The sequence below is a fragment of the Tateyamaria omphalii genome, from assembly GCF_014651375.1.
Lineage (GTDB): Bacteria > Pseudomonadota > Alphaproteobacteria > Rhodobacterales > Rhodobacteraceae > Tateyamaria > Tateyamaria omphalii.
In genome coordinates, this window is sequence record NZ_BMWT01000002.1 from 860299 (window position 1) to 884436 (window position 24138).

At 55.6% G+C, this 24138-nt stretch carries 20 protein-coding genes; 6 read left to right on the forward strand and 14 right to left on the reverse strand.

Features of this window, described 5'->3' with window-relative positions:
- The first annotated feature begins 2 nt into the window (after nucleotides 1-2).
- Both IE087_RS09850 and IE087_RS09855 read left to right on the forward strand, forming a co-directional pair.
- Nucleotides 3-1370, forward strand: coding sequence for an aldehyde dehydrogenase family protein (locus IE087_RS09850; protein ID WP_189369132.1), 1368 nt, complete (start codon nucleotides 3-5; stop codon nucleotides 1368-1370).
- A 4-nt stretch (nucleotides 1371-1374) separates the two neighbouring features.
- Nucleotides 1375-2520, forward strand: coding sequence for an iron-containing alcohol dehydrogenase (locus IE087_RS09855; RefSeq protein ID WP_189369133.1), 1146 nt, complete (start codon nucleotides 1375-1377; stop codon nucleotides 2518-2520).
- A 298-nt stretch (nucleotides 2521-2818) separates the two neighbouring features.
- Here the strand turns inward: IE087_RS09855 and IE087_RS09860 are convergent, their stop codons facing one another.
- From IE087_RS09860 to IE087_RS09885, 6 genes are all read right to left on the reverse strand, one after another.
- Nucleotides 2819-3412: an FMN-dependent NADH-azoreductase gene (locus tag IE087_RS09860; protein ID WP_189369134.1), complete on the reverse strand. Its 594-nt coding sequence runs from the start codon at nucleotides 3410-3412 to the stop codon at nucleotides 2819-2821.
- 56 nt (nucleotides 3413-3468) lie between these two features.
- Entirely contained in the window at nucleotides 3469-3897 is a 429-nt protein-coding gene (gene gloA / locus IE087_RS09865; protein ID WP_189369135.1) for a lactoylglutathione lyase, read from the reverse strand.
- A gap of 9 nt (nucleotides 3898-3906) precedes the next feature.
- Entirely contained in the window at nucleotides 3907-4800 is an 894-nt protein-coding gene (locus IE087_RS09870) for a sulfurtransferase (protein ID WP_189369136.1), read from the reverse strand.
- Nucleotides 4801-4819: 19 nt separating this feature from the next.
- A complete protein-coding gene (locus IE087_RS09875) occupies nucleotides 4820-5350 on the reverse strand; it encodes a protein tyrosine phosphatase family protein (RefSeq protein ID WP_189369137.1) in 531 nt (176 codons plus the stop codon).
- Between the two features lie 67 nt (nucleotides 5351-5417).
- Nucleotides 5418-6308 carry a DMT family transporter gene (locus IE087_RS09880; protein ID WP_229801328.1) on the reverse strand — a complete coding sequence of 297 codons (891 nt, stop codon included), beginning with the start codon at nucleotides 6306-6308 and terminating at the stop codon, nucleotides 5418-5420.
- Between the two features lie 32 nt (nucleotides 6309-6340).
- A complete protein-coding gene (locus tag IE087_RS09885; protein ID WP_189369138.1) occupies nucleotides 6341-6700 on the reverse strand; it encodes a nuclear transport factor 2 family protein in 360 nt (119 codons plus the stop codon).
- A gap of 85 nt (nucleotides 6701-6785) precedes the next feature.
- On the opposite strand from IE087_RS09885, the gene IE087_RS09890 reads away from it, so the two are divergent.
- The gene (locus tag IE087_RS09890) at nucleotides 6786-7640 is read left to right on the forward strand and encodes a LysR family transcriptional regulator (RefSeq protein WP_189369139.1); all 855 of its coding nucleotides are present in this window, start codon (nucleotides 6786-6788) and stop codon (nucleotides 7638-7640) included.
- Between the two features lie 595 nt (nucleotides 7641-8235).
- On the opposite strand, the gene IE087_RS09895 is transcribed toward IE087_RS09890, so the two are convergent.
- Together IE087_RS09895 and IE087_RS09900 are read right to left on the reverse strand one after the other, a co-directional pair.
- The gene (locus tag IE087_RS09895; protein WP_189369140.1) at nucleotides 8236-9417 is read right to left on the reverse strand and encodes a patatin-like phospholipase family protein; all 1182 of its coding nucleotides are present in this window, start codon (nucleotides 9415-9417) and stop codon (nucleotides 8236-8238) included.
- 302 nt (nucleotides 9418-9719) lie between these two features.
- Nucleotides 9720-10343: a TetR/AcrR family transcriptional regulator gene (locus IE087_RS09900; protein ID WP_189369141.1), complete on the reverse strand. Its 624-nt coding sequence runs from the start codon at nucleotides 10341-10343 to the stop codon at nucleotides 9720-9722.
- A gap of 101 nt (nucleotides 10344-10444) precedes the next feature.
- Between IE087_RS09900 and IE087_RS09905 the strand changes: the two genes are divergently transcribed.
- From IE087_RS09905 to IE087_RS09915, 3 genes are read left to right on the forward strand one after another with little or no spacing between them, the layout of a single operon-like run.
- Nucleotides 10445-11818: a flavin-containing monooxygenase gene (locus IE087_RS09905; RefSeq protein WP_189369142.1), complete on the forward strand. Its 1374-nt coding sequence runs from the start codon at nucleotides 10445-10447 to the stop codon at nucleotides 11816-11818.
- A complete protein-coding gene (locus IE087_RS09910) occupies nucleotides 11815-12627 on the forward strand; it encodes an SDR family NAD(P)-dependent oxidoreductase (RefSeq protein WP_189369143.1) in 813 nt (270 codons plus the stop codon). Before IE087_RS09905 ends, IE087_RS09910 begins: the two co-directional genes overlap by 4 nt.
- Nucleotides 12624-13643, forward strand: coding sequence for an alpha/beta hydrolase (locus IE087_RS09915; RefSeq protein WP_189369144.1), 1020 nt, complete (start codon nucleotides 12624-12626; stop codon nucleotides 13641-13643). The genes IE087_RS09910 and IE087_RS09915 overlap by 4 nt, the downstream gene beginning before the upstream one ends.
- 448 nt (nucleotides 13644-14091) lie before the next feature.
- Here the strand turns inward: IE087_RS09915 and IE087_RS09920 are convergent, their stop codons facing one another.
- The 6 genes from IE087_RS09920 to hsdR are packed head-to-tail and all read right to left on the reverse strand — an operon-like array spanning nucleotide 14092 to nucleotide 24088.
- Nucleotides 14092-15180: an HNH endonuclease gene (locus IE087_RS09920; RefSeq protein ID WP_189369145.1), complete on the reverse strand. Its 1089-nt coding sequence runs from the start codon at nucleotides 15178-15180 to the stop codon at nucleotides 14092-14094.
- On the reverse strand, nucleotides 15180-16781 hold the full coding sequence (locus IE087_RS09925; protein ID WP_189369146.1) for a restriction system-associated AAA family ATPase: 1602 nt from the start codon (nucleotides 16779-16781) through the stop codon (nucleotides 15180-15182). Before IE087_RS09925 ends, IE087_RS09920 begins: the two co-directional genes overlap by 1 nt.
- Entirely contained in the window at nucleotides 16778-18343 is a 1566-nt protein-coding gene (locus IE087_RS09930) for a restriction endonuclease subunit S (RefSeq protein ID WP_189369147.1), read from the reverse strand. Before IE087_RS09930 ends, IE087_RS09925 begins: the two co-directional genes overlap by 4 nt.
- Nucleotides 18340-19266, reverse strand: coding sequence for a GIY-YIG nuclease family protein (locus IE087_RS09935; protein ID WP_189369148.1), 927 nt, complete (start codon nucleotides 19264-19266; stop codon nucleotides 18340-18342). The genes IE087_RS09930 and IE087_RS09935 overlap by 4 nt, the downstream gene beginning before the upstream one ends.
- Nucleotides 19263-20738, reverse strand: a complete 1476-nt coding sequence (locus tag IE087_RS09940) for a class I SAM-dependent DNA methyltransferase (RefSeq protein ID WP_189369149.1) — start codon at nucleotides 20736-20738, stop codon at nucleotides 19263-19265. Before IE087_RS09940 ends, IE087_RS09935 begins: the two co-directional genes overlap by 4 nt.
- On the reverse strand, nucleotides 20735-24088 hold the full coding sequence (gene hsdR / locus IE087_RS09945; protein ID WP_189369150.1) for a type I restriction-modification system endonuclease: 3354 nt from the start codon (nucleotides 24086-24088) through the stop codon (nucleotides 20735-20737). Before hsdR ends, IE087_RS09940 begins: the two co-directional genes overlap by 4 nt.
- Nucleotides 24089-24138: the final 50 nt, after the last annotated feature.

The window sequence follows — 24138 nt, forward strand, 5'->3', positions numbered from 1 at the left end:
GCATGATCCGTTGCATTTCACCCATTGATGGTTCGGTCTATGCCGAGCGCCCCACCCTTTCTGCTGACGCGGCACATGCCGCCGTCGCCCGTGCCAAGGCGGCACAGGCCGACTGGGCAGCACGCCCGTTGGAAGATCGTATTGCCCTTGTGCAAGCAGGGGTCGCGAATGTGGGAAAGATGAACGAGCAGATCGTGCCCGAGCTGGCCCACCAGATGGGCCGCCCGATCCGCTACGGTGGCGAGTTTGGCGGCTTTGACGAACGCGCCAGCTACATGGCAAAGATCGCGCAGGACGCGCTCGCGGATATCGAAGTCGAAGACAGCGACAGCTTCCGCCGTGTCATCAAACGGGTGCCGCATGGCGTGGTTCTGGTCGTGGCACCTTGGAACTACCCGTACATGACGGCCATCAACACCGTGGCCCCCGCACTGATCGCGGGCAACACGGTGATGTTGAAACATGCCAGCCAAACACCCCTTGTCGGGGAACGCATGGCACAGGCCTTCCATGATGCAGGCATTCCAGAGGACGTGTTCCAAAACGTCTTTCTCGACCACCAGACAACATCTGACCTGATCGCCGCGCGATCCTTCGGCTTCGTGAACTTCACCGGCTCGGTCAGCGGCGGGCAAGCGATCGAACGTGCGGCTGCGGGCACATTCACAGGCATCGGCCTGGAATTGGGCGGCAAAGACCCCGGCTATGTCTGCGATGACGCCGATCTGGATGCCGCCGCAGACACCCTCATTGACGGGGCCATGTTCAACTCGGGCCAATGCTGTTGCGGGATTGAACGTATCTATGTCGCTGAACAGCATTTTGACGCCTTCGTGGAAAAGGCCGTGGCGATTGTGCGCGGATACACGCTGGGCAACCCGCTTGACCCTGACACCACGCTGGGTCCCATGGCGCACAAGCGCTTTGCCGATGAAGTCCGCGCCCAGACAGCCGAAGCGATTGCCAATGGCGCAACGGCCCATATCGACCCCTTTGCCGAGGATGACGGGGGCGCCTACCTGACCCCGCAAATCCTCACCAACGTGACCCACGACATGCGGGTCATGCGCGACGAAAGCTTTGGCCCCGTGGTCGGCATCATGCCGGTCAAGAACGATGCCGAGGCGATCAAAATGATGAATGACAGCAATTTCGGTCTGACCGCATCCATCTGGACCCGCGACACCGCGCGCGCCGAAGCCATCGCAGACCAGATCGAAACCGGAACCGTTTTCATGAACCGCGCGGACTATCTTGACCCCGGGCTGTGCTGGACGGGCTGTAAAGACACCGGACGCGGAGGGGGTTTGTCGGTCATCGGCTATCACAACCTCACCCGTCCCAAATCCTTCCACCTGAAAAAGGCCTGACGCCATGCCCCTGACTGCAAACTGGTCATACCCCACCGCAATCCGTTTCGGCGCAGGGCGCATTGCCGAGATTGCAGACGCCTGTTCTGCCGCGAACATCAAAAAACCGCTGCTCATCACAGATCGTGGCCTGGCGGATATGGAAATCACGACCAGAACGCTTGATTTGCTTGAGGCTGCGGGCCTTGGGCGCGCCCTCTTTGCAGATGTCGATCCGAACCCGAACGAAAAGAATGCGGCCGCAGGCGTTCAGGCTTTCAAGGATGGTGGGCACGATGGCGTGGTCGCCTTTGGTGGTGGCTCCGGCCTCGATCTGGGCAAGCTTGTTGCCTTTCTCGCGGGGCAGACCCGGTCCCTTTGGGACTTCGAAGATATCGGTGACTGGTGGACCCGTGCCGATGCGGACGCAATTGCCCCGATCGTGGCGGTGCCCACCACGGCAGGCACCGGATCAGAAGTTGGCCGCGCCTCTGTCATCACCAATTCCGAGACTGAAGAGAAGAAGATCATCTTCCATCCGAAATTCCTTCCGACCGTGGTGATCTGCGACCCGGAATTGACGGTCGGCATGCCCAAGTTCATCACGGCTGGCACCGGTTTGGATGCCTTTGCCCATTGCGTCGAGGCGTTCTGCTCGCCCCACTACCATCCCATGTCGCAAGGCATGGCGCTGGAAGGTATGCGACTGGTCAAAGACTACCTGCCGCGCGCCTATGCCGATGGCACCGATCTTGAGGCGCGGGCCCAGATGATGTCTGCCGCCGCGATGGGTGCGACAGCGTTCCAGAAGGGGCTGGGCGCAATTCACGCCCTGTCTCATCCCATCGGCGCGATGTATCATACGCATCACGGTACGACGAACGCAGTCTGCATGCCTGCAGTGTTGCAGTTCAACAAGCCGGCAATCGCACAGATCATCGGACAAGCCTCCCGTTACCTGAACATCGAAGGGGGCTTTGACGGTTTTTGCGCATTTGTCGAAGACTTCAACGCATCGCTGGGCATTCCCCGAACGCTCACTGAAATGGGGATCGAGAACATTGACGTTGATCGTGTTGTAGCCAAAGCATTGAGCGATCCCAGCACAACCGGGAACCCTGTCGAAATGACGGCTGAAAACACACGACGGCTCTTGGAGGCGTGTTGCTAGACGCGCCTCACAATTGCCAAAACCGCACCCTTACTGACCAAAGTCGGAAACCCGATGCTGGGCATGGTCTCTTTGCCAAACCAGTTGGGCTTTATGCATTGTAACTAAGCCAAACCATTGAAACTGAGTAAGCAGGGTCTTGGGTGGTCGATCATTTCTTGTGACACGCCATTTTTCCGCGCGCCATCCAGGCCGTCCTCGTCCGTGATCCCATCAACGGAAGTGTTGCCTGTATCGCTCCGTTCCGTCTTAGAGCGAACACACCTGTGCACTTCGACAACCTACAATAAGCCCGACCTCAGCGGAGCAAAGCCTCGATCTGGACATCAAGCTTATTCTGAATTGCAGGACCGTCGGTTACCGTCATATCTGCGGCAATGACTGTCACATCGGCAATGCCTAAAAAGCCCAAAACATGCTTCAAATAAGGCGTGGCGAAATCCATCGGCCCACCGACCGGCGTCTCCCCCGTTGCAACAATGAGATACGCAATCTTGCCAGTAGCAAGGCCAACATAAGTGTGTTCCGGGTCAGGACGGAAAGTCAGGCCGGGGCGGGCAATTTGGTCGATCCATGTTTTCAACGCACCGGGGATGTTGAAATTATACATCGACACAGACAGGACAAGGATGTCTGCATCAAGCACTTCCTTGGCCAACGCATCAGATATCGCCAACGTCTCGTGCTGGACGGTCGACCTGACATCAGCTGATGTAAAGCTCGCTTCGATCCAGTCTTCAGTCAAAAAGGTAGCTTCAGCCACAGCCTCTCGTGTGAGGACGGTGGCACCTTCGTGACGGGCCAATAGCGCTGCGACAACCATCTCGCCGCCTGCACGGGAGGTTGATCCAGTTGCACGAGCGCTAGAATTCACGTGGAGGATTCTTGTCATGGGAACTTCCAGTCTGAGGGTTAAGCAATGAAGGAGGTTGGTTTGATCGAAAGAGGCTAGTGAGCCATTTTCTCGATCAGCTCGATCCGGTAACCGTCCCGGTCTTCGATGAAAGAGATTACCTCTTTCACCCCGGTTTCTTCCGGAGCGAATGTCATCGGTCCGGCCGCACGCACCACTTTGACACCAAGCGAAAGCAGGTGTCTTTCCATCGCATGGATGTCATCGACCTCCAGCGCGATGTGGCCATAGGCGGTGCCCAGATCATAAGGGTTGTCGTCCCAGTTATAGGTCAGTTCGATCACTGCATCAGAAGTGGCATCGCCATAGCCAATGAAGACCAAGGTGAAACGGCCTTCGGGGAAGGTCTCGCGGCGCATCTCATGCATGCCGAGAGCCTCTTGGTAGAACTTCAAGGAGCGATCCAGATCTCGAACGCGCAGCATCGTGTAGAGGATGCGGTTTGGAACAGGTGTTGCGGTCATATGGGAGGCCTATTGATTATCGGTACGTCTTTTTGCGGGAACAGATTGCGCAACCGGGCGGGCCGGGTCCTGTTTCCAGACGGCAAACGAGCCATCAAAGAGGGTCCCAACGGCTCCGATCTGATGCAGGGCCAAGAGAATCACAGTGGCCGCATAACCCGACCCACATGATGCGATCAGCGGCATGGTTTTCCACGCTGGTGCAAGCTCAGACAAAGTCGCCTTGATGTCGTTATCGCCTAGGAACAGGCCCGTATCTGGGTCCAGCATTGCGCTGAATGGCACATTGAAGGCGCCGGGAATGTGCCCGGTGCGTGGGTCCTCCGGCTTGCCAGCAAAATTGCTCGGACCCCGCGCATCAATCACGCAGGCCGTGTCTTTTTGCGCCAGAAAACCGTCCAAATCGATCTTCAGACCGGCATTCAGCTTCGGGACAAGGGTGCCAGGCGCGTAAACTGTCAGCTCGCTGGAAATGGGCAATCCCTGCGCAGACCAATGGGCCCAACCGCCGTTCAAAACGCGCACATTCGTGACGCCCCAATGACGCATGGCCAACCAGATACGCCCGGCCTGCATGTGAGACGAGCTATCGTAGAGCACGACAAGGTCGCGGGCGTTTACTCCGAGAGTCACAAAGGACCTTTTTGCCAGGTCTTCATCAGCAATGTCAGCCAGTCCGGGGGCAACATCCTGCGCGATGAAGTGTTCGGTCCAGTCGAGGAAGGCCGCGCCCGGAATGTGCCCCTTTGCGTAGTCCTCGGGCAAGGCCCGCTCCGGTGTCGACCATGTACCACGTACGTCAAAGACCTTTACGTCTGGCGCGCCGAGCAACTTGCGCAGTTGTTCTGCCGAAATCAGGGGCGAGTGGGCGTCTATCACGCCGCGCCAATCCATAGTGTTCATATGACTAGCCCTTTCTGAACTACTGGACGCGCGCGATGTTGTCGGCGAGGTAGTTTTGCCAAGTGGTGTCAGCGTCAAGATTGTAGCCAGCGACATCCGACCAGACCGATCTCAGGGTCTCAAACTCGTGTGGTTGTGTGTACGGAGCGCTGAGCACGCGATGCGCATACACAAGCGCTGAGGCACGGGCGTTTGCCCAGCAATGCACCAGAACCTTGCGGTCACCGACCCTGTCCATCGCGGCCATGAACGCGTCGAAGGATGCGTCATCTGGCGCGCGCCAGTTCACCGGAACATGGATGTATTCGATACCCTGCTTCGCGAGGATGTCGCCCTGCTGCGGGTTGTAGACACTTTCGCTTGGAGGCACGACGCTAATAACGACCTCGACACCTGCTGCGCCAGCGCTCTTGAGTTGCTCTTCGGTTGGTTGGCCTGCCGTGAGTACGCTTTCCGAATACTGGTAGAAGTTGCGTGCGTCGGAGAGTTCGGCAGCTGCAGCGGTAACAGCGAGGAAGAAGCCGACAAAGGTTAGAGCGATGAAACGCATAAGTGTTTCCTTTTTTGATCAGATTGGTTCGGGAAGAAGCCGGGTCTCGGCCTCGTGCAGATGGTCACTATGACGAGGGTTCTGGTTCCTTGCGGGTTGCGACAAACACGCCAAGACCGGCGATGAACATGCCCAGCCAGCCGACTGGCGGCATGACCTCCCCCAGCACCAACCATGCGAACACGGCAGCCAAAGGAGGCACGAGAAAGAACAGGGCAGAGACCTTTGACACTTCACCCGCGCGTATCATTGCCAAAAGCAAACCGATCGCGATCAGAGAGCTTGCGATGATCAGGTAGGCAAGCGATCCAATCAACTGCCACGTCCAGCTGATCTGCATGCTTTCAACGGTAACAACGAAGGGCAGTACACCCACCAGACCAGCCGCGAAACCAACCAGGTTTGCCGTCACGGGATGCTGAGATACGCCAAAGCGTTTTTCCCAGAGCGATCCACCCGTGATACCGATCAACGCAAGAGTGGCGAACACAAACCCAATTGGCGCGGGGGGTGCAATCTCGGAACGCGCCGCGATGACAACAACCGCGCCAGTAAGACCCAGGACCAATCCAGCCCATTGTACCCAACCCACTGTTTCACCAGCCCACCGTGGGGCAACAAGGCCCACGAGAATGGGTTGCATCGCCAGGATCAGCGCCAGGGTTCCGACGGGCATGCCAGCGCTGAAGGACATGTAACACATGCCAAAATACATCGCCTGAAGCAGAAACCCGACGATCGCGAGGTGCCCCCATTCGGTCCGCGTACGTGGCAAAGGAGGCCAGAGGAGCAAGAACAGCACCGCCATGATCACAACAACACAGGCAAAGCGCAGGGCAAGAAAGGTCATGGGCTCGATGAAACCAAGCCCGAACTTCGCGGCGACGTAGCCGGTGGACCACATCACAAGAAAGATAGCCGGACCGAAAGTAAGCCATGATGGGTTTTGCATGGTCATTGTGGCTCCTCGATGGCAGCGCTCAGGGGGAGTTACTTGTTGATCGTCGTGTAGGTCTTGCTGACGATCTTCCACCCGACATTCAGGCGCAAAAGCGTCAGAAGATCGTGGTAGTGCAGCGTCGGCAAATCGATGATCACCTTGACCAGAGCCATGTCATTGTTGATCTCGATATGGGTGATTTCACTGCAGTTTGGTGGGAGCGTGCCGCTGTTTGCCATAGCCTCCAACGCACTGCGGGGTGTCAGCACGAGATTGCCATCAGCATCCAGTGAATTGAGATTCACACTTGAATAAAAGGCGTGTGCGATCCGCGCGCCATCGCCGTCCCGGATGCCTTCCATGTAGTCGGTCACGGTCGCGACGATCAGTTCTTTATCAGTGTCAGCCACAGAGCATCCTTTCTCATCATCTTACTGTGACACCGAAGTAGGAGGTCACTAGGAATTGTTAAAATGAAATGATATGGACGGCATCATGCAAAAAAACGAACGCGCTTTCACCGATGGCAACCTGCTCAAGACTTTCATTGAGATCGCGGATTGCGGGAACCTGACCCATGCTGCAACTCGGTTGAATCGAAGCCAATCCGCCATCAGCGTCCAAGTTCGGCGGTTGGAAGAGGAGTTGGAAACAACTCTATTTGTTCGGGAGGGCAAGGGAATGTCTCTCTCGCCCAGCGGTGAAAAACTGCTGCCGGTTGCCCGACGCAGCCTGTTTGAATTGTCAAAAGTGCAATCACTCTTTGCCACGCCATTGAACGGCCGGATCAGGGTCGGTATCCCTGACGATTTCGACGAGGGCGTGTTGGAAAAAGCCCTGACGGAGTTCAGCCTCTCGAACCCCGGAGTCGACGTGATCGCGACCTCCGGCTGCACGGCGCGTTTTCCGCAAGCCATCCAAAAGGGAGAACTGGACATCGCGGTGTGCTCAGCGGCAAGTGTCGTTCCAGGTGAAGTCTTTCGGGAACAACAGGCTGTTTGGGCTGCCAGCAAAACCATGCACATTGGTCCGAATGATCCCGTTCCGCTTGCGATCATCAATCATGGCTGTTGGATGGGCGAATTACCCAAAGTGAGACTCGACGAGTTGGGCCGCGACTACAGCGTGGCGTTCGAGTGCAGCGGCATCATGAGCCAGAAAGCGGCTATTCGGGCGGGTTTTGCCGTCGGCATTCTATATGAAAACAACGTTGAAGCTGGCATGAAAATCCTGACGAAGAGGGATGGCTTTCCAAACCTTCCAAAGTTCAAACGCTCCATCGTGATCGCCACAAATGCACCGCAGGATCTCGCCCAGGCCATGTCCCGCGCCATTAGACAAGCGGTTTGAGGTTTGGATTTACCAACGTAAAATCGCATGAGATACACGGGATCGTTCTATGGGGGATCATCCGTTAACAAGACCGAAAAGCAACGGAGCATGCGTTGCTTCTCTGCCTCTAGTGACATGACAATAGTCGACGCCAAGGAGACATCCGGCACGCAGCTTGGATAATGCAGCTATCCCGCTTTCCAGACTTTCGCAGTAACGACAAAATCACCGGCATGTCGAACACGCAAATCTCGGGACACTGCTGACGTTCGATGAATATCTGCTCGTCAGTTAGCCTCAGACGATCCATCCGAAGATATGCCCGCTCCGAGCGAGCCAAAGGCCGAAAACAGCAAACAAAGCATGACCGGCTTCAATTTGATAATCGGTGCGATGGTGATCGCCCGTTGCTCCGCGCTGCTAAAAACACCATGCCCACAATGAATGTGGCGTTGCGGTTGCGCGAAAGGCAGCAAGCCACCTGACACACATTTAATGTCTGCTGTTCCGTTTGGGCAATCGGCAAGAACCAAGGTTGCAATTCTGCTTCTGACAGACAGTGCGCGCGACAAATGAATTCGAGAGCGAACCTATCATTGCGCGGTGCTGCGCCTCACTCCGTAGGGGCGACGCCATCGAATGATGTGCTTCCGAACAACACCTCATCCAGATCACGATACCACCTTTGTGGATCCAATCCGTCTTCGACACCAATCTGGTAGAGCTTGGTCATGTAGTGGGGATCAAATGCCTGCCGTGGCTCTTCGGAAAAACGCGGCGGCACCGCAAGCCCATTGACCCCCAGTCCGTCCCGTTCCGCCAGTGCGACGATAAATGCAATGTCACCATAGCTCTGCGATCGGATCAACGTGCTCAAGGTCCGATCTGCCATTTCAAGCAGCCGTGTACTTTGCGCCTCGAACCGAGGTTCCAAGCGCTTGTTGTGGATCAGCCAGATCGTGTTGGTCTTGTTGGCAAGCCCTGCATCTTTCAGGATATCGCGCAGCGGCAGGTCAGATGGGTAGCTAAATATCTGCTGCGTCAGCGCCCCGTCAACGTGCAACTCTTCCCGGACCACGATCCCGTCTGATACGGGGATGCGAACCGGTTGAAAGAAGACTGGGATCGCTGCTGAAGCCAGAATAATCCGGCGCACGAGCCCGAAAGCTTCGGGTGTGCCCACCTTCGCCAATTCACCAATATCCCAAAGCACCGATCGCTCTGCATCCATATTGGTGGTGCCGATGATCAGGCGCCTTCCCTTACGGTGTTCTTCTGCGATCTTGCGGATATGTGCGTCTGTCAACTCCTCTTCGATGGCACGGGCCAAGGGTGCATTGTCTGCTAGAGCACCCCCACTGAACACGGCGGGCAAGACGCGAAACCGGGCGATGCGCGTTGTGTCGGTTTTGGTGTAAAATCGCGTCAGAGAAGCGTCATAGTCAGGCCCGAGAAAGGCAAACGGGGCAATGATGGCGCCTGTAGAAATACCAGTCACGATGTCGAACTCGGGACGCTCTCCCGTTGCTGTCCATCCATTGAGCACACCCGCCCCATACGCCCCATCTGGACCGCCCCCGGACAAAGCCAGGATGTTCAATCCGGTCCGGTTGCCGCGTTGCTTCAGTGCCCGGGTCAGGTCATCAACGATGGCTGCGCTATCTGCACCAGACAGATCCCCGAAGGCGCGAACACTGACCGGGACACCCACCGGCGCAAAAGCTTCATAGGTGTCCGGGCTTGGCGTCAAGAATTGACGGTCGTGAATGCCGCATGATGCAACAAAAACCGCCATGATTGCGATCAGCACGGATAGTTTCAATGTCTGTCCCTCAATTCTCTCGCGGCAGGGTGATGACCCGTAGTGTTGTTCTGCGCCCACCATCCCCTGTGCAAAACCGGCAGCGTATACAAAAACACGCTCTATTCATTGGTTGGAAGATGCCGTTAAGCCCATCATCGGCACATGCTCCGCAATAAGTCTTTACACTTGGTACGAACACCGATGCGCGCTTTCAAATGACGGGACCGAATGGGCCGGAGATGAGCAATAAGCCTCTTATGTAAACCGGCTGAACGACACTGCTGCCCAGCCCATCAGGCCTTGGCCCGCCGGGGCAGCGCCTGCACTTGCCCGCGCATGCTGCTTGCGAATTGTGCCAGCAAGCCTTCGGCCTCTTCCGCGTCCAGATCGACCGCTAGCCTGACCAGCGATCCCGTCAGATGCATGTTCATGAAACACATGTGTCGCAACTGAACATGATGAGAATCGGCCACGAACGGGCTCAGAGATTGAAAAAGCAGCGCGCCGTTTTTACGGCTGTCCTCCATATCAAGCCGTTGCAGCCTTTTATCCCCTTGGGTCGAACACAAGATGTCGCGCACCGTCGGGTTCGTGACCAAGTACTCGTAGTATTGCTGCAGCGCTCCCTCGATCCGGTCAGTCGCGTCGTCGAGGCTCTCAACGCTGCTGAACCGCACCTCCAGCGCCGCGCGCACATCCTCCATCACTCCCAGAACAAGGGTCTCTATCACCGCGCTTTTGTTGGGAAAAAACTGATAGACCGTGCCAATGGGCACCCCTGCCCGCTTGGCAACCGCGCTCAGTTTCAGACCGTCACTGCCCTTTTCTGCAATCAAAGCCTCGGCGACTCTCAGGATCTCTCCGACACGCGCCTTGCTACGTGCCTGAACGGGTTCTTTGCGGATGTTCTTCGTCATTGTCACAGCAGCTTTTCCCAAGCGGATTCTCCATTGTTGACTAATATGAGAAACTCTCACATATTACAAATATGATGAACTCTCATGTTAAGGGGGCTAAGATGAAGAACACAGACAATAGGGCATGTATCGTTGGCGCAGGTCCCGGTGGACTGGCGCTGGCACGTGCGTTCAAAAACCTTGGTATTGAGTTCGATGTCTTCGAGCGTCACAGCGAGGTTGGAGGAATCTGGGACATCGATAACCCCGGAACGCCAATGTATGCCTCCGCGCATTTCATCTCGTCCAAGACGCATTCCTACTTCTCGGATTTCCCGATGCCGGACGACTATCCTGACTATCCGTCGAACCAGCAGATTTTCGAGTACATGAAATCCTTTGCCCACGCCTTTGACCTCTACCCACACATTACCTTCGACACCGAGGTCATATCGACCAACTTCGAAGACGGTGCTTGGACAGCGCACCTGTCCACCGGCGAACGCCGTACCTATCGTTGGCTGATATGCGTTTCGGGCACGACCTGGCACCCGAAGCTGCCTGGTTGGGCTCAGGACGCTGCCAATTTCGACGGCGAAGTGCGCCACGCCAATGCGTTCCGGCATATGGACGAGTTTAGGGGCAAGAAGGTCCTGGTCATCGGGGCGGGGAATTCCGGGTGTGACATCGCCTGCGATGCAGCCGTTGCCGGAGACCAGGCGTTTGTTTCGGTCCGGCGCGGCTATCACTTTGTACCCAAGCACATCATGGGGATTCCGGCAGATGTTTTTGCTGACAAAGGCCCCAACCTGCCGCTTTGGCTACAACAACGCGTCTTTGGCGGCTTGCTGAAGTTTCTGAACGGTGACCTCACCCGCCTCGGCCTGCCCAAACCGGATCACCGAGTTCTGGAAAGCCACCCCATCGTGAATTCGCAATTGCTGCACTACCTCGGTCACGGCGACATTCTGGCCAAGGGCGATGTAGATCGGCTGGACGGCAAGCACGTGGTGTTCAAGGACGGCTCTCGCGAAGAGATCGACGTGGTGATCTGCGCCACCGGCTACGAATGGAAGGTGCCCTATGTCGATCCACGTTTTTTCAGTTGGAAAGGTGACCGACCGGACAACTACCTGCACATGTTCTCACGAACGAACCCGCAACTCTTCGGACTTGGTTTTACCGAAACCAATGGTGGCATCTACAAGCTGTTTGACAGTATGGCGGACCTGATAGGTCGCACCATCCTGACCATGCGCGACGACGCCAAAGCCTGGACCAGGCTAGAGAATCGCATCAGGACACACGAACCAGAACTCAGTGGTGGCATCCGGTACATCGAAAGCGACCGACACGCCACTTACGCCAATATCGACGCGTTGAAGGACGAGTTCAAAGCACTGCGTAAACACATGGGATGGGAAGCCCCCAAGGCCGGCTATTTCAAGCCCGTGACGCCGCACCCAACCACCCCCGCATCATTGGAAGTCGCATGATGAAGCGGGCGCTGATCACCGGTGCTGCAGGCGGTGTAGGCGAAGCGCTGGCAAAGCGTCTGACCACTGAAGGCTACGCCCTCGTGTTGACAGACCGGGATGAGTCCGCGCTCAAACGGGTCGCCATAGCATTACCGCAGCAGCCTGAGCAGATCGTGGCCGACTTGCGGTCGCAAGACGACCTTAAAAGTCTTTGCACACGGATCGAAGACGTCCGGGCTCCGGTTGACCTGTTGGTGAACAACGCCGGCATCATTGTTCCAGGTGCAGTCGGTGCGGTAGCGGATGACCTGATGCGGGCACATGTGGACATCAACCTGACGGCGCCCATGGTATTATCGGCAGCCGCGGCGCGGTCGATGAAGACACGCAAAAGCGGGCACATCTTTTCGATCATGTCGTTGGCGGCAATCGGCCCGATGAAAGACAGCGCGTCCTATTCTGCGTCCAAATTTGGGCTACGCGGCTTCATGGCCGCGCTCTCCATGGAGTTGGCACCGCACGGCATCGGCGTGGGTGGTCTCTTTCCCAGCGCTATCGACACGCCGATGCTGGCCGCCGAAATGGCCAGCCCTGATGGATCACCCCTGAACTTCGCAGGCAACGCCAAGCCTCTGACACCTAAGCAAATCGCAGACCACACGGTGCGCGCAATTGGCAAAAACAGGCTGGAAACCCGGCTGCCCTGCTCAGACGCGTTTATCGCATCGCTTCTGATGATGTTCCCGAGCATGCTGCGCCCCGTGATCAGCCACTTTGAGAAACAGGGCGAGAAGAAGAAACAGGCCTACCTCCGGACCCTCAGATGAAAAACACCTTGCTCAAATTCGCGGCGCAGACAGCCTGCCGCTTTCCTGTCTCTGTGGTGCGGCTTTTGGCGGGCAAGCCGGTCGTAATCGACGGCCAACAGCTTGATCCGTTAATCCAGATGATGGTCAAACGCTTTGGCGATCCCCCAGGCCAGATCGGGACTGTTGCCAGCACGCGTGAAGGCTATGAAACAAAGGGCGACTGGCTGACTCATCCGCCCCACCCGGACGTCATCATCGCTCTGCACACTTTTGACGGGCCCAATGGGCGTATTCCTTGCGAGATCCACCGCCCGAAGGCATTGGCCCAGAAAGATGCACCAGTGCTGATTTTCTATCATGGCGGCGGGCATGTGGGCGGATCCCTGACGTCACACCGGGACGTCTGCCGACAGCTGGCCTACGAAGCGAACATGGCTGTGGTTGCCGTCGACTACCGGCTTGCGCCGGAGCACAAGTTCCCCGTCGGGATCAACGACTGCCTCGCGGCCTTTGACACCGTGGCACGGGATGCCGCCAGTCTAGGGTTTGATGCTGGACGCATCGCCGTTGGCGGCGACAGCGCTGGCGGGAACGCGGCTGCAATTGTGGCGCAACAGCGCCGATATTCAGAGGTGTCTCCGAAGTACCAGCTTTTGTGGGTGCCCTGGCTCGACATGAGCAAGCAAAGCCGGTCCTATGACCTGTTTGGACACGGTTACTACCTCGAAAAGGCGAAGATGGAGTGGTTCACGGATCACTACCTGCATGACCCATCCCAAGCGCTGGACCCTTTGGTTTCTCCGCTGCTGGGTGACGTGAGTGGTGTATGTCCTGCCGGTGTGCTTGTCGCCGGGTTTGACCCGCTGCGGGACGAAGGGCGCGCATATGCAAACAAGCTGACAGAAGCGGGCATACCAACCGAGCTGCATGTGTTCGAGGACTTGGTCCACATCTTCATAAATATCGGCGGCCATGTCCCTGCCGCCCGGCGTGCTTTTGATCAGGCAGTGTCAATGCTTAGAGCCAATGTATAGCGCCCCAGCCCCGTGTCTGACGGTGGCCACCCGATGCGTATGGAAAACGGGCGTGGAGGCCTGAAAGGCCATATTCCTTTCGGCACATGCACTCACGTCACATTTCCTGGACCTGCAAAAACCTTGCGGAGTTGGTCGCAGCGTCGCAAAAACTTGGCCATACTGATATCCTGACCACCCTGCGCAGCTATTGGCAGATTGGCCGCGAGGACCAAAGACCGTGATCACGGGCTAGGAACGGGACGAAGATGAGGATTGATGCTAGGTTTCATCGCCACGCTTACGCAGGAACCGCCTCTGCGTAAACCCGAATTAACAATCAAAATACAGGCATAGGCAGTTTTTGCGGCGGAGACGAAGGGAGCACAACAATTTATACATCGCTTTGTTTTATATAATTAAAAATGTAGAAAACTAAACCTATACCACAAAAAGTACCTCGGTGCACTTAAGTTGCGTAGTAGACAAAGTTGGCCAGCCAAGCTCTAGCATCCTCACCGACTTCATCATCATCGCAAGCAGAAGCAACCACCTGAAATGCCTCGGCCTTGAGGAATGAAGCGTCATCGAACCCTTCTTGCAATACGTTCTCAACGTATCGTGGTACCTCTTCCGAAATTTCATCTGGCGGCTTATCCCTGACGGCCGGATCTTCTCGAACAAGCCACAAGGCAAAACGTTTTATCCAACCTAAAAAGTCTCGGTCTAAGGTATGCTCGTATCGTAGCTTGACTCTGTAAATCGCATCCCAGGTATTGGCCTGAAGAGCAGGCTCTCCTTCAAGGCTGACAGACCATCTTGGCATCGTGTATCCACCAACGTCGTTGCCCTCCCCAAATCTACTTCCGAGCAAACTTACGCGATAAACTGGCCCGCCGTATGGGTCACAACATGATCGACGGTTGCCAGCGTTGTCGTAGAGAACGTCGGCGTCCTTTTTGTAAAGGGAGTTGCAGGCATGACATGCTGGTGGAAGATTTCTGAAATCCGATGATACGAATGGGTACTTTGAAATCGGCATTAGATGGTCCAGAGCGTTTCGCTTTAGACCGGCGGGTTGGAAATTCTGCAATCCGCAGAATGGGCACACCTTCACACCACTGTCCTGAATAGCCTTGAAGTGGATATCCCTCAGTGCAGTACCGTCAACCTTTAGGGATGAAAGCTTGTCAAAGGCATAATCTGCCAAATCCTCTGCTGCTGGCTGGACTTCAGGCGGCAAGGTATCGAGGCTGCAACAGTGTAGAGTAGTATCACCGTAAACGTTTGGAACATTCGTTTGCTGCAATACCACATCCCGGACCGTTGTTCGCCCGTCTGGTGTTAGATTGGCATACGCTGCCCAGAACGATGTGAGTCTGTTCCTAAGGCCAGTCTGACGACGCAGACTCTCACGTGTGGCACCGGGGAGGCAGTTCGGCCAGGCCAAAGGTGTCCCGCCCCCGTCAATTGCCGTCATACCATCCACCAAGGAGGCGATGATGTTGTCGTTGAGCCAATTGCAGGCCAAAGCTTCAACAGGATATGTGAAGAGCATTATCCGGCGTTCTTTTTGAGCTTGCGGAGGTGATCCGCCAATAGGGCCTTGCCAGTGGAGGGGCCGAGTTCGTTGAAGCCTGCTTCTACTCTGTCAACATCCTCCGATTTCAAAAGCTCTTCTATTTGCACTTCCGCCATGAACGAGTGCGGTGGACGAATGTCAAAACAGGTTTCGAGAATCCTGTCGAAGGTGGCTCCAAAAGTCTCAATGGGTGGCTGGATCACATCGACCTTTCCGGTCTCCTGATCCCTCACAAAAATCATAACCTGTTCGCTCGGCATATCGGACGGAACGAATGGCGCGTGTGTTGTGAGGAGTACTTCTTGGTTTCCACGATCTCCGGTCATGTCGAGGAGCCGTTGGAAGAACTTCACGCGCCACTTTGGATTGAAGTGAGACTCCGGTTCGTCCAGCAAGAAGAGCGCATTCGTGTCGCGGACCATGGCGTAGGTCCCGAGGACCAAGGCCTGTTGATGCTCCCCGTCAGACAAAGAAACGTAGTCCACTGCCGATGACGACCGGTCTTCAGGCCAGAACTTCACTTCCTCGAACGCAAAGACCATTTGCTCTTGCTGAGGTTGGGGTGGCCTGGATGCGAAACGCCTATCTTTGATTTCGCGCTTCAACCGTTCTCGTGTCGGCCTAGGGATCGCGAGGTCGTTTAGCAATGCCAGCTTATGAAGCGATTTATAGAGCGGAAACGCGCCATCCCAGAAGTGCCCAAATGCCTCTCTGGTAGCCTCAGTTATTAAAAAGTCGAAGGTGTAGGACTCCGTCTTTTCGTCAACGCTCCAACAGGTAGCAGTCCGCTTCAACCGGTCTATCAGTTCTTCGAGTTCGGCTGTGAGCTGGATGCCCTTGCGCTTGGACTTCGCGGCTTGCTTCTTTGGAGCTTTTGGAACGGCCGAGTGGGCGAGCCGCACGACACAACGGCATGATGCCAAATCACCCAGACTGGCATGCCGGAGAAGTTCGTCGCGGATATGTTGTGAGCCTAAGATAAGATTGGAAAAGACAACCTCGAGGTTCGTCGCATAGTCCACGAGCATCAGGCGGTTATCGGGCACAGCTTCATCTGGTTCATCCCCAAGTGCAGCACGCGCAACGTCATCCGCGTATCCACTCCGGCTTGCCAAGAAAGGAAGGCTGAGCGTTTCGTTGTCGCCTGACGTGTAACCAATGATGGTTGATGGCAGGTACCTGGCGAACTCGGGCGACCCCGCTATGACAATATCGTCTTCCTCGCGGACAAGCTCGATTGGACCAACCTTGCTGCCCTTTTTGGTACGCACCAACCGGACAGTTTCAGCTTCTTTCGTGCCTGTCGGAGCGATCATATACTCCAAGTCGAACAGCACCTCTTCATTCGCGCTGCTGCGCTCTTCCTTGGGGTCATGCTCATACCAAGCTGCCTGAAAAATCTCGGCGATCAACTGAAGCAATTGCGATTTACCCGAGCCGTTCGGGCCAATCAGGCAAAGAGGTGCAAGAGGTTCATTCGTGTTTGCGTCTGCATCCCGTCCGAACCAAATCTCAGCGCCATCAAATAAACCACCGGCGGCGGCTGACTTCTCGATCCTGAGAGCACGAAGCCTCATTGCGCCATCCGTTTCAGGCGCATGCGTTCTTCGGTCTTGTCAAAGACCTGCACAAGCTGGGGCTTGGTTCCACCAAGCAATTCAAACAGAGCATCGCGCAGATTATCGGGGGGCATGACAACCCGTTTTGCCAGTTCTTCTGACGTGACGCCGTTTGCGGGCCATTTTGCAATGTCTGCGAGCAATAGGTCTTTGGGGTCTTTCTTCATGGCAGTAGCTTTCGTGCGTCTTGGGCGCGTTTTCTTGGGTGCGTTGGCGCGGGCTTCGCGGATGCGGTCGAGCAGCATGCTAGCGGGTTCATCATTCGGGTCTTGCGGAACAAGCTCGCCCGCGAACGCTTTGGCAAGGGTCCGTTCGTCTAGGCGATCTGTGAGTTTCAGGGCCTTCTCAGCTTCGGCCGCGATGCGGTCGATCTCGGTCAGGGCCGTTTCAATCCGGCGGACGATTTCATCTTGTTCTTCCGGCGGGGGTAATGGGATGGGAAAATTGGCCAGCCCGCCTTTCCCAATGTGCTGGATGTTTACCCCTTTTGTGTCTTTGACGAAGCCTTCGGAAAGCGCCGTCAACAGAAAGTACCAATAAAGGTATTCAGAGGAGCAATCACGAGGTTGAACGCGCAAGACGGTATTTTGGAAACAGCAGTTCGGGATTTCGCCGCGCCAGATCGCGGGTTTGCCGACCTCTTTTGCACTGCCGGAGCCTTCGTTGAGCAACACATCACCAACCTTAAGCTCAAAACGTTTGAAGTCAGCGTCATCAAAATTCATCTCTTTGACGTCAGTCGTGTCCACCCCTGACCACGTGATGTTCGCGGACCGAATGTAGGGCCGCATATCCGGGCCTTGATGGTTCTCCGGTGATCTTTGGCGTCCCAGGCCAACCTCTCCGACATCTTTGACGTTCTTCCACTCCCAAGAAGCCGGAATTGCCCAAAGATGCTCGGTGGGCTTGGGGTCGGAGCTCGACTTGCCAAAAAGATGTCCCAGTACCGCTAGCTTCTGCCGCTCTACCAGCTTTGTGATGGCAGTGAGGTGGGTGCGGGCGGTGGTAGTGCGGGCGCTGAGGGTGTCGAGCTTCCTCACAATCCGTTTTTGCTCAGCCAAGGGCGGGAGAGGTATTGGTCCGCTGAGAACATCATCGTCCCTCACAGCCGGATACATGGTGCCATCTTGAGCTTGTGAAATCTCATCAATGAACGCATCGGACACGACCCATCGAAACAGGTAGCCGGGGTCGACGGCCTCATTCGCACGCAAGACGCATATGCCAGTCGATGTAAGCTGACCGTCAAGTTCAGGTTGAACCTGCGCGACGTTCTTCAGGTAGGTCCGCACTGTCGAAAACAGAACATCGTTGGACTTTACAACCCTGCGAGCCCGAGAAGGCGCTTCCCGTCCAAGAAACTCCTTTGGGGCGGTAATCTTTTGAACCGAATTATCGATTGCACCAATATCTACGTAAGAGAACAGCTCGTCGGGTGACGCCTTAGGATCGATGGTCTCATAGTCGTCGACAGCATCTCTGAGCGAAGCTTCGGCCCAACCTTCTGGAAGCTCACTCATTCTACGGCCTCCTGTCGTGCGGCCTGCGCCTGTTGCCAGTCGTGGTAGGTCTGCTTTGACCCTTTCACCTTCCACTCAATCCGGCCGTTACTACTGCGATCCAAAACGATAGCTGCGGCGGCCGAAGGGCTCTTAAAAGACCAGGGTTTGGAAAAACGCAACTTGTCGGAGGCTTGCTCAAACAGCACGCCATCTGCGATCAGTTTCGCCTTCAATTCTGAATAGCTGTGTTGAGTGTAACCAGTTTCGAGCCGCGCCTCTGACCCCTCCAGCACGATGAACTCGCCGTCTTCCTCCACCGCTGTTGCCTGTACCCCGCTTTTATGACGGATTTCAAACTGGACATCGCCCCTGGTGCGTTCTTCCACCGGTTTGACCGTTTGCGTAACGGCGCGCGGTTGCGGTTTGAGCATGTCCAGCCCGATTACCGGCAGGATGATCCGCAGGTTGGCAAGGAACTGCTCCATGTTCGCCACGTCCGCCTCAGGTAGCCTGCGACGGCTGGTATCGGGCTGTGTCCCATTGTCGAGCGTCACGCGCCCGGCTTGTGAGGTCAGCTCGATCAGTCGCGCTTCAAGGTACTCCGCATGGCCCTTCGACAGGTCGTCGTCGCTGGTGGTGACGGTGATCGCCGTTTCCCAGAAGTCGCGCTTCAGAGCGCTTTGCTTAATCCGTTCGGCCACGGAATTGCCGGAGCCAATGTAGACCCGCGTCGCCCCAGCCTTCTCGGGGTCAGGGCCAGAGAGGATATAGACACCCGTGCGGTCCACCTCCTCCCGCGCGGTCAGGTCACCAAAGGCGGAGGCTCCGCTGACAAACAGCAGCCCAGTCCAGCCGTGTATGGTCGCCTTGCGCAGACCAGTCGGTTTACCATCGACAAGGAACAGCTGGATCGTGCGCCCGAATGTATCGCCCGCACTCATTCAGCGGCCTCAGGCTCAGGCGCGTCTTCCAGTTCCTCACTGAGCGCTTCGATTTCGTCTAGCGCCGCGCGCAGGTGACCCATGATTGCCGCCGCGATCTCATCGGGGTCGGTCATATCATCCTCAGGATCGCCGCTTTCGTCGCGCAGCCATGACCAGTCGAGGTTGTCACCGCGTTCCGCAATCTGCTCGCGCGTTAGCTTGCGCCAGCGGCCGTCTTCGCCTTGTTCTTCCCGGTCGGATGCGCCCAACGGATCATCGCCGAAGAGTTCCTCGAATTCTTCAAAGTGCTTGTCGGTCAGTGCATTGGTCTTGCCGAATGACGGCATGTTGGCGCGAAGGTCGTAAAACCAGACTTCCTTGGTCGCCTGCTTTTTATGATCAGCAGGCATGATTTTCTTGGTCTCACGGCTGAAGAACATGACGTTGGTTTTGACGCCTTGCGCATAGAAAATTCCGGTCGGGAGGCGAAGGATGGTGTGCAGATTGCAGTTCGCCATCAGGAAGCGGCGCAGCTCGGTACCGACGCCATTTCCAAACAGAATGTTGTCAGGCATGACGATGGCACAGCGCCCGTGCTGTTTCAGGCTGCGAATAGCGTGCTCCAGGAACGGCATCGGGCCGACCCGCTCTCCCGCGGTCAGCGTGAAGTCAGGGCGGTTTACGTTGCCCGACATCTTGTTGAATGGTGGATTGGTGAGGATCACGTCAGCACGGCCCAACTGGGCACCTTGCGGGGCGCAGCTGTCTTCACATCTCACAATGTTTTCAATGCCATGGAGCAACATGTTCATGACACAGAGCCGGTTCGTATCTGGCACCCATTCGTGTCCCACAAAGGCTTGGTGCCGTTGAAAGTGTCCCTCCGCATCTGAAAGCTTAAACAGATCGTCTGTCGCATCCTTGATATACTGATCCGCCGCAATGAGAAAGCCACCGGTGCCAGCGGCCGGGTCTTGTATGACCTCACCTGGCTTGGGCTTGATCAGGCGAATGATTGAGTCAATCAGCGCACGTGGTGTGAAGTATTGACCTGCCTTGGATTTCGTCGCTGATGTCGTCTTCTCGAGGAGGCCCTCGTAGAGATCGCCGAGACCATCCTCCCGAGCAGTGAACCAGTCAAGCTTGTCGATGTTGGTGGTGAGCGTCTTCAAGTCTTTGGGGAGGCGAAGGTGCGTCATCGCATCCGTGAAGATAGCCAGAGTGACAGGGTCTTTCGTCTTTTTCGGGTTGCCCAATTCAAGCAACATCGACTTGTAGTACTCGAGCTGATCTCCACCTTCCATCTTGGCGAGTTTGCTCCAGCAATGTCCGTTTGGAAGCCGGTTCTCTTGTCCGGTTTCCTCCAACATCTTTAAGAAGAGGAGGTATGTCAGTTCGTTGACATAGTTGCTGTAAGACACGCCTGCCGACTGGAGCGTCTTGCACTCCTTCCATAGCTTGGCGACGATTTCAGCGGTATTTGGATTCATGCGCTCGTTTTCCAGAGTTCTTCGTTAAAGTCTGATAAGATGGCTTCTAGCTGGCCATTAAAGACCTTGTTGAGCCGGTTGAAGCCTCCTTGGGCTTGAAATGTACCTTGGTCAATCGCTTCGCGATCAACAACGATCTCTTGCGCGATCTGATCAGCGATCCTCCGAAGCCAAGTCTTCTGTGGCGAGGTCCAGCTGGCCTTCGAGAGGATGGCTTTTGTCGCAGCCTGCACCCTTTCATCAAAAGGTATCAAGGGATCGCCGATTGCTGCCTGGCGAATGAACCCGATGATTGAAGCGGCGATGTCTTCATTGGAGGCGTCGGACCATGCTTTTCTTAGAGATGTCTCGGAGAAGCCCATCTTGTCAAGCTCCAGACGCAAACTGCGAAGCTGGCCACGGGTAAGGTCGCGTGGACGCTGAACAACAACGTTCAGTGCGGCGATCTGGTTTTGGTTGTTCTTCACATAGGAGGAGAAAGTGTCGAGAAAGTCCTCTGGTTTCGAGTAGTCACCATAGCCGGTCGTGACAGATCTCATTTCATCTTCGTGTTCCGAGATCGGGATGAGATTTGGACCCGATCCCTCTGGCTTCCAGTCGAGAATTTTGCCGATGCTCGTGTACTTCTTGGCATATTCAGCAGTCGCTTTGGGGGATGCATTCCGCAAACGATCTCTGAGCTGTTCAGCCGTTTCGCCGGTAGCTTCAGTCAACGCTTCGTTAATCTTGCTTGGCATATTCCTAAGCTTGCGGTGCAGTTTTGCCAAAATCTGATCTCGGATGAGCTCTTGTTGCTCGGCTTCTTCCACAACCGCCAACTCGTCAAAGAGCTGCTCAAACCTCAATGAAGGGTTGCTTGCAACGGGCTTCATTTGGGTCATGTCCTGAAGCGACGCGTATAGATCAACGGCGTCGAAGATCCTAAAGACGTCCTTCCCAATTTCATCACACCGCCGAGTGGCGCGCCCAAGCATCTGCTCATAGAGGATGCGACTGTTTACTCGCCGAATGAAAACAAGATTTGTGATCTTTGGAACATCGATACCAGTGGTCAAAAGATCGACAGTCACGGCTATCTGAGGGAAAGCATCATTCCTAAAGGACCTGATCAGCTTACCGACTTTATCAACACTGCCTGTGATCTTGCGAATAGCTGCGTCTTCGATCTCTCCATATTGTGCTGCAAAGGCCTTCTTAAGCTCCGCAACCACAATATCCGCATGGGCGTCAGTCACAGCAAAAATGAGGGTCTTACCCTCAAGGCTAGGATCAATGTGCTTAGCGAGCTCCTCCGCAACAACACGATTGAAAGGCTTTGTGATGACCTTTCTGTTGAAAGCCTCTACCTGAAAGCTCAGCTCGTCAGGTGCAGTAGTTTCGTCGATTTCGCCGGTGCTTGCATCAAGAACTTCCATCGCCTCACCAGCCTCAAACTTGATGCCTGCGGCGCTCAGGGCCGTCTCAAACCTGGTGGGAGGCTCGTGGTCGATAAGCCAGCCATCCACTACTGCCTCACGGTAGGTATAAGTGTAGATTGGCTCGCCAAAAATCTGAGCCGTATGAAGGGCCGGAGTCGCTGTCAGCCCAATTTTCACTGCGTCAAAGTACTCTAGCACCCTGCGATACTTGGAAACGTAGTCGTCCTGACTTCTAAAACTAAGCTCCGCATCCGACATCTCACGGTCCAGCAGATAACCTCGATGGCACTCGTCGATAACCATCAAGTCATACTGGCCAATCGGCGGGACATCGGCGGGTTCATCGTTGTAGAGGACTCGCTTGACCAAGCCCTGAATCGTGCAGATGTGAACGCGGGTTTCAGGGTCCGGCTTAATGTCTTCTAGCCCCTTGATGCCAAACAACTGACCAAACGTCTTTGGCCCTTCGATGGCCGTGCTCATGAATTCGTCACTGGTTTGTGTACCGAGAGCAGATCGGTCGACCACGAAGCAAACCCGTCGAAACCGCTTAGTCGACAAGAGGCGGTAAAGCATGGCTATAGCTAGCTTGGTTTTGCCGGTACCAGTCGCCATTGCCACAAGCATTTCGCGCTGTTCTGTTGAAAGGGTCTCTTCAACTTTCTGAATCGCCGCCTTTTGGTAGGGCCTCAATTGGAAGCCGAAGTCAAAACTACGCGCCTTGAGTGCTTCTTGCGCCGCTTCTTTCTCGACCTCCATTTGCGAGGCAAGTTCATCAGGCGTGAACCAATCCATTAGAGCACGTCGATGGTTCTGTGCACGCCTTGCATCTCGGAACCAAATACCGCTCTCGGTCTCGACTTGCTTCAGGTAAGGCCGAGCATTGGTCGCAAATAGAAACGGAACTCGGAAACGTTCATCCCAAATCTGAGCGCTCCCTTGTGCGCCAAAACCTGCCGAGTATCGCTCAGCTTGGTCAATGGCGGCCGAAACGTTCTTTCTGTAACGCTTGGCCTCCACGATGCCGAGGCAAACTTCTCCAACAAAAAGGGCGTAATCGGCTGGTCCGTGCTCCGTCGGCCACTCAGCAATGGCCATGTTGCGGCCTTTGACTGGACGGGTTCCTTTGGAATGACGGAGCTCGATACTATCGGCTTCCCAACCTCTATCTCTTAGCTGCTGATCAATCAAAGCGCGTGTGGACTGTTCGTCCAGGTCAATCGCCCCATCAGCAGACATTGACGCTGACAGAAATGCGCTTTGCTCGAGCTTGTCGTCTTTGGAAGCTTTCGAGACGAAGTCGTTCAGATTGGCTTCTGCCTCTTGGGCCAAAGCCTCCCAAATACGACGCTCTTCTGCCTCGCGATTGGCTCGCTCAGATGCCGTTTCTGCTGCCCTCTGCGCAGCTTGCTCCGCCTCGGCCGCTTTTTGGGCTGTTGAAATTGCGTCATTACGCTCTGCCCGCAGCCTATCGATCTCATTTCGGAGCTCTACAACCACCTGTTCAGGAGCGGTAGGCGGCAAGAAAGGTGGAACTTTGAATGTGCTGTCCCTGGTGGCAGACCTGACATGCCACACCCCGAGCTGTACGCACATTTTGAGCGCTGTTAGTGCCTGCCGATGATTTCCTTTGCCTCGGTGAACTGCCTCGTTCCCAAGTTTCCGGATGTGGTGAAGAACATCTAAGACTCGTTCTGGTGCTGCACGTTCGAATTTCAGCGTGCGCAGTAATTCAGATTGAGACTCCCCGGCTTCAAATTCGATCCCTGCCTTAGCCGCATGACGTTGAGTTAAATGCTCACAGAACTGGCGGAGTTTAATAATTGAAGTGCTAGGATCGTCATGGAAGTAGCTCTCAGCGAGGCGGCCCAAATTGACCAATTGCTCGTCAAGAATATCGAGAAATTGAAAATTGCTTTCGGTTGCATTCATTCAAACAGGATTGCTTAAAATCCATTCTGAAACAAGCCAATAGCGTGCGC